This window comes from Chitinophaga oryziterrae, assembly GCF_009758125.1.
GTDB classification, from domain to species: Bacteria; Bacteroidota; Bacteroidia; order Chitinophagales; family Chitinophagaceae; genus Chitinophaga; species Chitinophaga oryziterrae.
In genome coordinates, this window is the sequence record NZ_WRXO01000005.1 from 235,305 (window position 1) to 247,857 (window position 12,553).

Genomic DNA, 12,553 nt, shown 5'->3' on the forward strand with positions numbered 1-12,553 from the left:
CCATTAATAGAAAAACGATGAAGAATAATATTACACTCGTTATTGTATTGTTGTTGTTTGGTATGTTCCTGCCCGGTTTAACGAAAGCGCAGGTAGACCCGCATTTTTCACAATATTATGCTTACCCTATGTGGTTAAATCCGGCACTTACAGGTATTGTGGATGGTGACTACCGTGTTAGCGTCAACTATCGTAATCAGTGGGTGAACATTGGTAAACCATTTTCTACTACCGGTGTTTCTTTTGATGCAGCAGGTGCTAATAACATAGGCGTTGGTGTGAATGTTACCAATATGTCTGCCGGTGATGCCGGTTATAATTATCTGAATGCAATGGCCAGTTTCTCGTACAGAGGCGTACGTTTTGGCGAAACAGGTACCAGCCAGCTGGTATTTGGTATTCAGGCTGGTATGATCAACCGTAGAATAGATCCGGCTAAATGGACATTGGGAAGTCAGTATGATCCTGTAATGGGTTTTGATCCTTCCAAACCCAGTGGTGAAAATATTAATACAACCTCTTCAAATGTTTTTGATGCAGCTGCCGGAGCCATGTTCTTTGATGGTAACCCTAATCATCAACTGAACCCATTTGTTGGTTTTTCCGCAGGACATCTTACACGGCCAACAGATCCTTTCGTATCAGGCGACAATAAGCGCCTGCCTGTAAGATATATGGCACATGGAGGTTCCCGTATCAAACTCAATGACGTATTCAGTCTTACTCCGCATGGCTTATATCTGCGACAGGGGAATGCTGAAGAAATCGTAGTTGGTTTATATACTTCAGTATTTATAAATGAAGAATTTGATTTCCTGGCAGGGGGGAATTATCGCATTAATGATTCTGCAATTCCTTTTGCAGGGTTCCACTTCAAAAATTTCATACTGGGACTGAGTTATGATGTGAACACCTCTTCCTTGAGAAGACTTGTAAATGGGAGCAACAGTTTTGAATTGTCCTTATCCTTTATCAGCCGGAAAAGGAGGGTATTATCTGAGGAATACTTCATTTGCCCTCGGTTATAAACATAAAATAAATACGGATGAAAAAAATTGCACGCTACTGGCTGGTTATTGCATCACTATGGATTGTTAACCACGCAAAGGCGCAGTATGTATATGATTATAAACGTACTGGAGATATCTACTATGAAGCCAAAGATTATTATTCCGCATCCCAATACTATACTAAGGCGTTAGGAACTTTTAAGATCAAACCGGAGCAGATATTGCCTTACGCTGTAGAGATGAAAGGCAAAGAGACGGGGAAGATCAAAGACTACGAATCGGTAATTTACCGGTTAGGAGAATCTTATCGTCAGTATAATGATTTCGGGAATGCAGAGAAGTATTATGAACAGGCTGTGAGCTTTAATAATAATACGCTTTTCCCGCAGGCCCGTTTCTGGTACGGCGTATGTTTACGCGCCAACGGAAAGTATACCGAAGCGCTTGAACAGCTCAAACAATTTAAACAACAGTATACCCATACAGATGATATCAGTAACAGGGCAACGCTGGAAATTTCCTGCTGTGAATTTGCCATTGCTGAAACAAGTCGTGTTCCCGGGTTTACAATTGTTAAAATGGGAGGTGATCTGAATGGAGGCGGGGCAAACTATGCACCTGCTACAATAGGAAAGAATACGTTGCTGTATACGTCTTCGAGACCGGACAGTAGTATGATGCAAAATACAAAGAAGGCGAAGAAAGGGAATCCATATATCAACAACCTTTTCATTGCAACGGGTTCAGGTAATTCTTTCAGTAACAGCAAAGAATTTAACATCCCGGAAACAAAAGGAATGGATCAGGGAGCCGCAACTGTCAGCCCGGACGGGAATACTATTTATCTTACACGCTGGACTACACAGAACAATATTAAGCTGGCATCTGTTTATATAAGTACAAGAACAGGAGACAAATGGTCAGAACCGAAGTCATTGGGGCAAAATGTGAACGTAGAGGGTTATTCTTCTATGCAGCCTTTTGTGACCACTGACGGCAAATACCTGATGTTTGCGTCTAATCGCCCTGGTGGTATGGGAAAGAACGATCTTTGGTACTGTATGCTTGAGAACGGTGTTCCGGGTCCTGCACGAAACCTGGGTACTGTTATCAATACCCGGGATGAGGAACAGGCCCCGTTCTATGATGCGGAGAAAAAGGCATTGATCTTTAGCTCGGATGGACGTATAGGTCTTGGTGGGCTGGATTTCTACAGGAGCGAAGGCGATATTGGTAACTGGGGAGCACCCGGTAACTTGGGTATACCATTTAATTCTGCAAAGGATGACCTTTATTATACTGCGGTAGATAAGATGCATCCAATGGCAAAGGGGTATATCAGTTCCGATAGGGAGTCTGTGTGTTGCCTGGAATTATTTGGTGTTAAAAAAATAAATAAGACAATTAATGGGTTAATCCTGGATTGTGATAATAATCTCCCGCTTACCGGTGCTAAGGTAACTTTACTGGATACTATTCAGCAAAAAGTCTTGCAACAGATTACACTGGATGAAACAGGTCATTACAGCTTTGAAGTAGACGCAAAGAAGTATTATAAGATCATGGCTGAAAAGGAAAACTACTTCTCCAAAGCCATCTATGTTAATACAGATGATCTTGTCAGGATTGATTCATTGGTAAATCCTACTATCTGTCTTAAACATTTTGAAATAGGCAAACCGATTATTCTGAAGGACATTTATTATGATTTTGATAAGGCAACACTGCGTCCGCAATCGTTAATAGTGCTGGATACCGTAGTAGCTATCATGCGGGATAATCCGAATATTATTATTGAAATGAGCGCCCATACAGACAGTAAAGGGAAGGATGCATATAATATAAAACTGTCCCAGCGGAGAGCACAGTCATGCGTGGATTACCTGATCAGCAAAGGGATCTTTATTTCACGTATGATTGCTAAGGGATACGGTAAAACAAGGCCTATTGCACCTAATACGCTGCCTGATGGAAAAGATAATCCGGAAGGAAGGCAACTGAACAGAAGGACTGAATTTAAGGTGTTACGTGTAACACAGGTATCAAAATAGTAAACCAAAGATGGTAGTCCGGCTTCTTTCCGAAGCTGGAGCCATATCCTATAAACCGAGACACAAACCGAAGATAATGGCCGGATTTTATTCCGGCCATTATTGTGTTAATTACTTAGCAGATTTAAGGATGTTACCGATAGCGATAACACTATCCTTGGCAGCGCTGAAGCGAACTTTAGCGAAAGCACTGATAGCAAGTGCAGAGTCATATCTGAAGTTACGTACCTGTCCGTTTACGGTAACGGTCTTCAAATTCTTCCAGATATCTACAGATGCACTGGCACCGGTACCTGTGAGATTCCCTTTGAATATTGTATCAGTAAGCGGAGTCGCCGCAACACCATAGATAACATACACTTTGTGTGCAGTATCTTTTGTTGTTTTGCTTAATGTAAGACTCAGGTTAACGCTGCTGTCCAGGTTTTCAGACAGCTTCACGGTGCCTATCTGTGTGGAATCAGTAAGGCTGATAGCTTTGATCAGTTTGAATTCTTTGCTACGCAGTGTTGGAGAAGCAGGTGCATCATCATCTTTACAAGCTGCGAAAGTTACACCCAATAGAATAGCCACCGCTCCTAATTTAGAAGCATAATTTTTAATTGTAAGCATGATTTCCGTTTAAAAAAAATTAGATAACTCGATTAAAATTGGTTCCGTTTATTTAGTACAAAATGGTTACTTCAGCGCTGATGCAATAGTTAAACGGCTACTGTTTTAAAAAGTTACAGGTAAGGCGGGAAAAACATGTGAATTATTTTTACTATTCAACAAGGTGTTTACTGGTGGCTTATTGCAGCCGTTAAGTGTTCCTTACGATAACGGTTAATTATTATTACCTTTGCCCAGTTTTATTACAGCTAAACTCAATAAAAAAAATAAGCATGTCGCTCACTGTTGTAGGTTCTATGGCATTCGATGATATTGAAACGCCATTTGGTAAATCAGGAAGAATTATTGGAGGCTCTGCCACATACATTGCATGGGCCGCTTCTAACTTTATAAAACCTATCAACCAGGTATCTGTGATTGGGGGTGATTTCCCACAGGTAGAACTGGATGCCCTTAAAGCAAAAGGTGTTGCCCTGGAAGGGGTACAGATAAAGAAGGATGAAAAGTCTTTCTATTGGGCCGGAAAGTATCATATGGATATGAATACCCGCGATACATTGGTAACGGAGCTGAATGTACTGGGGGAATTCCAGCCATCTATACCGGACAGCTACCAGGGCAGTGAGTTCCTGATACTGGGTAATCTGACTCCTCAGGTACAACTGGATGTAATAAAACAAATGAAGACCAGGCCTAAGCTGATCGTAATAGATACCATGAACTTCTGGATGGAAGTGGCGCTGGACGATCTGAAAAAGGTACTTAAAGAGGTAGATGTACTAATGGTGAACGACGGAGAAGCCCGTCAGTTGAGTGGCGAGTATTCCCTGGTAAAGGCAGCGCGTAAGATTCTGACAATGGGACCGCGTTACCTGATTATCAAGAAGGGCGAACATGGCGCATTACTGTTCCATGGAAACCATGTGTTCTTTGCACCTGCCCTGCCACTGGATGAAGTGTTTGACCCGACCGGCGCAGGAGATACTTTTGCCGGAGGCTTTATCGGTCACCTGGCAAAAACAAAGGACATCTCTTTTGAGAATATGAAAACGGCCATTATCATAGGTTCTGCAATGGCCTCTTTTTGTGTGGAGAAATTTGGTACGGACCGTTTAAGAGAGATCTCCCAGGATGATATCAACGCCCGCCTGGAACAGTTTGTACAACTTGTAAACTTTGATATAGACCTGGTATAGTCAGGAATAAGATAAAAAAAACCGGCCTCTCTGGGCCGGTTTTTTTATTTATAAATGCTGTTCAGTAGTGCCGCTAATCTCAATCCTCCTTTTAATAACTGTTGATTAAGGTCTTTTATAAACCAGTAATTATAACGGTAACTGAGTTTCTCATTAGGCTGTGTAAGCGCATATACTTTATCTGCGAGCTGACTGGATTCGAACATCCAGTCTTTGATAGTACCGCTTTGTAACTGTCTGATCTCTGTTACGGAGGCTGTATCCAGGGCCTGTGTATATTCTGTATAACTCAACTGCTGGAATTCTATCAGGTGTTCATCCCATACCCTGTGTAAATTGGTGGGCCTGTCGAACCAGATAACATTGATCTTGTTTCCCCCCTGGTCTTCCGGATGCCCCACATGTAATGGCTGGTGCATATCTCCTATCAGGTGAATGAGGAAAGTGAGGGCAAACTGTTTGTCTGCTTTGGACACAGCCGGGTCTTTTAATTGTTTAATAAGTGACGCTGTTTCTACATAAAGGTTTTCCCCTGTTTCTTTTTGTATCAGCCCTTCGAACTGCGGGCGGGAAGAATGAGCGGGGAAGTCCATGTAATGCCAGGAAGAGGTATGGTCATATTTGTGGGTGGTATCCGACTTGATAAAATCGGGCCAGTTGGCCACCATTGCCATACTTTGTTTTCCCAGTAATGCGGTGACAGCTTTACGGGCCTGGGGGGTAAGGTGTCTGCTGGCAATTTCAGCCACTACACGGTGGCCGGTAACGCCCCAGGCGAAAGTGGTAAGCGGGAAGAACGGTAACAGTATGCCCAGTAAAAAAGGGCTGCATTTTTTAAGCATAAGCAGAGTCGGTTATGAGGGCATAAAGGTGAGGTAGATTTTCGAATTGTAAAAGAGGAATTGATAAATTGTACATTTGTTGACGAACCCTGCTGTGGAATCTATAAGCAGGTTTAGTAAATTTGATCTACCTGAAGAACTACACTACATCTTAATTAATTATGCCATTCAAGATACATGCTCCATATGCACCTGCCGGCGATCAGCCGCAGGCGATTGCCAAACTGACGGAAGGAATACAGGACGGTGCTGCTTTTCAGACGCTGCTGGGCGTAACCGGTTCCGGTAAAACATTCACCGTAGCCAATGTGATAGAAAATGTACAACGCCCTACACTTGTACTTACCCATAATAAGACACTGGTGGCCCAACTGTATGGTGAATTGCGCCAGTTTTTCCCGGATAACGCTGTGGAATACTTCGTTTCTTACTACGATTATTATCAGCCGGAGGCATATATGCCAGTGAGCGATACCTATATAGAAAAGGACCTTTCCATTAATGAGGAACTGGATAAGTTACGACTGAGAGCCACTACCAATCTTCTTTCCGGAAGAAGGGATATCATCGTAGTCGCCAGCGTATCCTGCATATATGGTATGGGGAACCCTACGGATTATGAAAACGGGATCATCCGCATTTTTAAAGGACAGACGATTAGTCGTAATACAGTATTGCATGGGCTGGTGAATTCGCTTTATTCCCGTACTACCGGAGACTTTAACAGAGGTAATTTCCGGGTAAAGGGAGATACGGTGGATATCAACCTGCCATATGTGGACTACGCTTACCGCATTACCTTCTTTGGGGACGAAATAGAGGAGATTGAGAGCTTTGACATAGAGACAGGCAAGCGTATAGGAACAATGGAAAATGCGGCTATATTTCCTGCAAATCTCTACCTGGCGCCCAAGGATATGATGCATCAGATCATCTACGAAATACAGGATGAATTATTGGCACAGGTGGAATACTTCCGTTCTGTCGGAAAACACCTGGAAGCGCAGCGGCTTTCAGAAAGAGTGACTTATGATATTGAAATGATCCGCGAGTTGGGATATTGCAGTGGTATTGAGAATTATTCCCGGTTCCTGGACAGGCGTAGCCCTGGTATGCGTCCGTTCTGCCTGCTGGATTATTTCCCGAAAGACTTCCTGCTGGTGATAGATGAAAGCCACGTAACAATTCCCCAGATAGGCGGTATGTATGGTGGTGACCGTTCCCGTAAGCTGACATTAGTTGACTTTGGCTTCCGTCTGCCCTCTGCCCTGGATAACCGTCCGCTGAACTTCTATGAATTTGAGAGCGTAATAAACCAGACGATTTTCGTGAGCGCTACTCCGGGTGATTACGAACTGCGGCAAACGGAAGGTGTAGTGGTAGAACAGGTGGTACGTCCTACCGGATTGCTGGAACCGCCGATTGAGATACGCCCCAGTGCAAATCAGGTGGATGATCTGCTGGATGAAATAGATAAACGTGTACTGAACGGGGGCCGTGTGCTGGTGACTACCCTCACCAAAAGAATGGCAGAGGAGATGGACAAGTACCTGAAACGTATTAACATTAAATCGCGCTACATCCACTCGGAGGTGGATACGCTGGAAAGAATAGAGATCCTGCGGGACCTGCGTCTTGGGAATATTAATGTACTGGTGGGCGTGAACCTGTTGCGTGAGGGACTGGATTTGCCGGAAGTAACCCTGGTGGCTATACTGGATGCCGACAAGGAAGGGTTTCTGAGAGATGAGCGTTCCCTGACCCAAACAGCGGGGCGTGCTGCCCGTAACGTGGAAGGGCTGGTAATCTTTTATGCAGATAAGATTACGGACAGTATGCAGCGTACCATAGATGAAACCAATCGCCGCCGGGAAAAGCAGAAGGCTTATAATATTGCTAACCATATTACGCCAAAGACGGTACTCAAAAGTAAGGAACAGATCATGGGGCAAACATCCGTGCTGCAAATCAAAGAGTTTGATGAGAACTCTCCGCTGGCTATACATGATGAGTTACAGCTGGTTGCGGAAGATGCAGTGGATTATGCCAAACAGGTAGCGTCTGCAAAAACAATCCCGCAGCTGGAGAAAACAATTGGTAAGGTGAAGAAGGATATGGAGAAGGCGGCACGGGACCTGGATTTTATGGAGGCGGCGAGGTTAAGGGACCAAATGTTCGCACTACAACGTGAATTAGACGGAATGAAGCGATAATGCCGCAGTTTAGATCGTTTTTTATGATCGGGATCATAAAAAACACATGTGGTTATATTTAATATATTTGCGGTTATTCAATTTTTAATTGCTATCCACACAATTATTTGTAATGTCTATCTAATTATGTTACATATAATTAGACCATCCGGCTGTTTATTGTAGTAGCACCAGTCAACTCAATGTTAGAAAATTGTTAACGAATGGATAGTCGGACTTCTATCTATCTGATTATTAATTTATTATATCGGATTAGCAACCCCTTTCCCATTATTTATATTAGCTAAAAACATAATTGATATTATCATTTATTATAATATAGTTGATGTTTGACCCATAATACTGATGATTTGTTCAATTAATTCTATTTTTCTCCCACTCTATTTGATGTTTTGATTATGATTCATACTTTTATTGAAGATTTTAAATTTAATAGAACTATGAAGAAAACATCATTTCAAGACTATTTGCCATTTATTTTCCTGGCTTTGGTTGCGATAATTGGAGTATTCGTTCCAAACGGTACTCTTTTTGCCGACCCTGAAGGAAAATATAATTCTGGTGATATTGCCTGGATCCTGGTGGCATCCTGTCTGGTATTCCTTATGACCCCTGGTTTGTCATTCTTTTACGGTGGTATGATCAACCGTAAGAATGTAATTAACACCATGATGCAGAGTTTTATTGCTACAGGTGTGATTAGTGTGTTATGGGTAGTAGTAGGATTTAGTCTTGCATTTGGTACATCTATTCATGGAATAATAGGTGATCCCTCTACTTACTTCTTCTTTAAAGGGGTAGCTTCCGGTACTCCCTGGGCTGGTGGTCCTACCATTCCTTTACTGTTGTTCGCTCTTTTCCAGATGAAATTTGCGATTATTACGCCTGCCCTGGTAGTGGGTGCTACAGCAGAAAGGATCCGCTTTACCTCTTACATCTTATTCATGGTATTATTCAGCCTGTTGGTATATGCACCAATTGCACACTGGACCTGGCATCCTGATGGGATCCTGGCGAAACTGGGTGTACTTGACTTTGCGGGAGGTACAGTAGTACATATTTCTGCGGGATGTGCTGCGTTAGCCGGTGTGCTGGTACTGAAACGTCGTAAAGACCATATTGATAAGAAAGAACTGCAACCAGCTAACATCCCATTCGTATTGCTGGGTACTGGTTTGCTGTGGTTCGGCTGGTTCGGTTTCAATGCCGGTTCTTCCCTGGGAGCAAATGCATTAGCTGCTTCTGCTTTCGCTACCACTAATACTGCTTCTGCTGCTGCGGGTCTTTCATGGGTTTTCTTTGATGTGCTCCGTGGTCGTAAGCCTTCTGCACTGGGCTTCTGTATCGGCGCTGTGGTTGGTCTGGTGGCTATCACTCCTGCTGCAGGTTTTGTTGGTATTCCTCAGAGTATTATGCTCGGCTTTATTGCTGCCATCGTTTCTAACCTGGTTGCGCATTATAAAACAAAGACAGCTATCGATGACACACTGGACGTATTCCCCTGCCATGGTGTAGGTGGTATGGTAGGTATGTTGCTGACAGGTGTATTCGCTACCAAAGCAGTAAACAGCCTGGGTAATGATGGTTTGTTATATGGCAATTTTGAACTGTTAAAACACCAGATACTTGGGTTACTGATCGTGGTAGGTTACAGTTTTACTGTTTCTTACGGCATCTTTAAACTGATAGATTTGATCCATCCGCTTCGTGTATCCGATGAAGATGAATCACTGGGTCTGGACGTTTCACAGCACAACGAAAATTATCATCCTGCCTTATTGACTGTGCACAATAATGGCTCGTTGAAGGAAGAACAAATGATAGACTAATATAACTGGTGTTTTATCAGGTTGATAATTATCAACCTGATAAAACATCTCAATACGATTTAATAATCAGTTTGATACCCAAAAGCAAAGAATAGCTAATAGTCAACAGGAGTAAAGTATTTATCAGTAGCGTTTTATCAACCGAACTAATTCTTTTTATCAACCAATTTCTTATTTCGTTTTAACATGAAATTTTCCTTCCTGGTAAATTATTAGCTATTTTTTTCCAATCCTTCCGGCGATACAAAGAGAACAGCTACCACGAAAAAACAATTGCACACCATTTTATCAACCTAATTCCCATTGCATGAAAACAGTTTTACTGACTGCATTAGCAGTTTGCCAGTTGTTTGTTGCCTATTCTCAATCAAAAGAAGACTCTTTACCAGCCCCCGCAGTAAAGATCTCTGGTTCCGCAGACGTATACTATAAGTACAATTTTAACGGCAACAGTACAGATAACAAGACAAGTTTTACTAATTCCCACAACAGTTTTGAACTGGGCATGATTTCGCTTAAAGCGGAGCATGACTTTAAGAAGGGAAGTATAGTAGCGGACCTTGGATTTGGAAGAAGGGCCGCGGAGTTTTCTTATAACGAAACGTCTGATAAGGTCAACACGATGGAGATGGCTATTAAACAATTATATCTCAGCTACCAGGTGCTGGACAAATTAAAGATCAGTATGGGAAGTTTTGGCACTCATATAGGATATGAGTTGCTGGATGCTTATCTGAACAGGAATTACAGCATGAGCTATATGTTCAGTAATGGGCCTTTTTTCAGTACTGGCGTAAAGGCAGACATCACGTTCAGCAGCGAATGGACTGCAATGATAGGACTGTTTAATCCTACGGATTTTAAGTCGGCCTCCTGGAGTAACCAGAAATATATAGGCGCCCAACTGGGATATGCATCTACAAAAGCGCCTGTTAAGTTGTACCTCAATTATCTGGAAGGAAGAGATACCGTTGGTATACAGAATCACCAGATAGACGTTGTTGCTACTTACCAGGTAAACACGCTGCTGGGCCTGGGGTACAATGGAACTGTAAGTATGTATAACAATACCCGGGATAAGGAAAACGTAGAATCGTCCAAAAAGTGGTGGGGATCTGCAGTGTATGTTAACCTTGATTTCACGCCTAAGTGCGGACTTTCTTTAAGAGGCGAATACTTTGAGGATAAGGATGGCCTGAAAACTTTTACAGGTACGGACGGGGGGCATGTACTGGCCGGCACGCTTTCTCTTAATTATAAAGCGGGGAACTTAACCATTATCCCCGAGTTCCGGCTGGATAAAGCCTCGGTAAATATTTTTAACAAGAGTAATGGAACGCCAGTTGGGACTTCCCCGAATGTATTACTTGCCGCTACGTATCATTTTTAGCGCCGGGACAATAATTTTTTTATTTTGTGGGCAAAAGGTATTGCATGCTACAGCCCCCCACGTTAAAGTTTTTAAAATCACTGAGCAAGAATAATAATAAGCCCTGGTTTGAAGAACATAAGCTGGATTACCAGGAAGCCAAGGCGGATTTTGAAAGTGTGGTACAACAGATATTGGATGGTTTGTTTAAGCAGGACGCTGCATTGATTGGCTTACAGGTAAAAGACTGTACTTTCCGTATTTACAAAGATGTTAGGTTCAGCAAGGACAAAACGCCCTATAAGACAAATATGGGAGCTGCTTTTGCGCCTGGTGGGCGTAAAACGCCCCGGCCTGGTTATTATTTTCACCTGGAACCAGGTGGTAATAGTTTCGCGGGCGGCGGTTTGTGGATGCCTGAAGCAGCTGTGCTGAAGAAGGTAAGGCAGGAGATTGATTATAACTTTGAGGAGTTCCAGCGGATTATATCCAATAAAGAGTTTATCCGATATTTTGGGAAGATAGAAGGGGAATCGCTTAAAACGGTCCCGCAGGGATATTTACCCGATAACCCGGCCATTGCTTATCTGAAGCTGAAGAGTTTTACGGTATGGCATCATCTTACAGATGATGTGGCTATACAGCCGGCATTGGTTAGGGAGATACTGAAGATATTTGCTGTGATGCAGCCTTTTATCAAGTTCCTTGATAGAGCGCTGGATGTAACCGAGTAGAAATGTTTTTCTTCGCGTGTAGGCTGTTCCGGGGCGGAACGGCCTATTCAGCGTGTGCGTTGCTTCTGATTGACAATCCTCTCATCTTAAAGGCTTATACTTCATCTGCCAGCGACTACCGGCAGATGAGTACAGCTCAATAATCTTTACGGGTTAGTTTTTGTGAATTAAAAATTCGAAAGGTCTTGCTTTGCGATTCTTCAAAAGGTTTTCTTTGTCCGTTTTAGTATGCGCAAAACGTTGATTGTACACATTGGCTACCTCTATAATAGGTATGATGCCGTCCAGTGTATCATGTTGATCTACAATGTTCATGATGCGGGATACTTGTGAAGAAAAATTTGTGCTCCACTCTTCAGTAAACTTGTGCATCAGTAACAGCTCACGATTGGCGTTGGTTTTCATAGGACTTAAGGGTGTTTACGGATTTGTAAATTTTAGTTCATTCAGCATCTTACATTCTTAAAATTCACTTTTTTGGAAGAAGTAAGTGGCATAGGATTATTAATAACAAAATTGGATTTTATCTGTCATAAAGCAATACTACTTCTGTGTAATTTTTAGTCGGGTAATACTAATTTCTCTTTAAATCGATACTAAAAGAGCAAGTACCGGTGTACTTGCTCCTAATATCTCAAATTAAATCGTGTATACGTTCGCGGAAAGCTTTTTTTTCCTGTTTCTCTCTCTCATTTTT

General features: G+C 42.5%; 10 protein-coding genes. 7 read left to right on the plus strand and 3 right to left on the minus strand.

Annotation, left to right across the window (positions count from 1 at the left end; all coding sequences use genetic code 11):
• Positions 1-17: 17 nt before the first annotated feature.
• Both GO495_RS18585 and GO495_RS18590 read left to right on the plus strand, forming a co-directional pair.
• Complete coding sequence (locus GO495_RS18585; RefSeq protein ID WP_157301222.1) at positions 18-1,028, plus strand: PorP/SprF family type IX secretion system membrane protein; 1,011 nt, start codon at positions 18-20, stop codon at positions 1,026-1,028.
• Positions 1,029-1,045: 17 nt separating this feature from the next.
• A complete protein-coding gene (locus tag GO495_RS18590) occupies positions 1,046-3,061 on the plus strand; it encodes an OmpA family protein (RefSeq protein ID WP_157301223.1) in 2,016 nt (671 codons plus the stop codon).
• Between the two features lie 111 nt (positions 3,062-3,172).
• Here GO495_RS18590 and GO495_RS18595 read toward each other — a convergent pair whose 3' ends face one another.
• Positions 3,173-3,673, minus strand: a complete 501-nt coding sequence (locus tag GO495_RS18595; protein WP_157301224.1) for a hypothetical protein — start codon at positions 3,671-3,673, stop codon at positions 3,173-3,175.
• Between the two features lie 272 nt (positions 3,674-3,945).
• Between GO495_RS18595 and GO495_RS18600 the strand changes: the two genes are divergently transcribed.
• On the plus strand, positions 3,946-4,869 hold the full coding sequence (locus tag GO495_RS18600; protein WP_157301225.1) for a PfkB family carbohydrate kinase: 924 nt from the start codon (positions 3,946-3,948) through the stop codon (positions 4,867-4,869).
• A 44-nt stretch (positions 4,870-4,913) separates the two neighbouring features.
• Here the strand turns inward: GO495_RS18600 and GO495_RS18605 are convergent, their stop codons facing one another.
• On the minus strand, positions 4,914-5,711 hold the full coding sequence (locus tag GO495_RS18605; RefSeq protein ID WP_157301226.1) for a S1/P1 nuclease: 798 nt from the start codon (positions 5,709-5,711) through the stop codon (positions 4,914-4,916).
• A gap of 161 nt (positions 5,712-5,872) precedes the next feature.
• Here GO495_RS18605 and uvrB point away from each other — a divergent pair, with 161 nt between their 5' ends.
• The 4 genes from uvrB (at position 5,873) to GO495_RS18625 (ending at position 11,856) form a co-directional block, all read left to right on the plus strand.
• Complete coding sequence (uvrB, locus tag GO495_RS18610) at positions 5,873-7,924, plus strand: excinuclease ABC subunit UvrB (protein ID WP_157301227.1); 2,052 nt, start codon at positions 5,873-5,875, stop codon at positions 7,922-7,924.
• 440 nt (positions 7,925-8,364) lie between these two features.
• Positions 8,365-9,753, plus strand: a complete 1,389-nt coding sequence (locus GO495_RS18615; RefSeq protein WP_157301228.1) for an ammonium transporter — start codon at positions 8,365-8,367, stop codon at positions 9,751-9,753.
• 307 nt (positions 9,754-10,060) lie between these two features.
• Positions 10,061-11,143: a porin gene (locus GO495_RS18620; protein WP_157301229.1), complete on the plus strand. Its 1,083-nt coding sequence runs from the start codon at positions 10,061-10,063 to the stop codon at positions 11,141-11,143.
• A gap of 44 nt (positions 11,144-11,187) precedes the next feature.
• Entirely contained in the window at positions 11,188-11,856 is a 669-nt protein-coding gene (locus tag GO495_RS18625; protein ID WP_157301230.1) for a DUF2461 domain-containing protein, read from the plus strand.
• Positions 11,857-12,009: 153 nt separating this feature from the next.
• On the opposite strand, the gene GO495_RS18630 is transcribed toward GO495_RS18625, so the two are convergent.
• Positions 12,010-12,261, minus strand: a complete 252-nt coding sequence (locus tag GO495_RS18630; RefSeq protein WP_012788212.1) for a hypothetical protein — start codon at positions 12,259-12,261, stop codon at positions 12,010-12,012.
• Positions 12,262-12,553 lie beyond the last annotated feature (292 nt).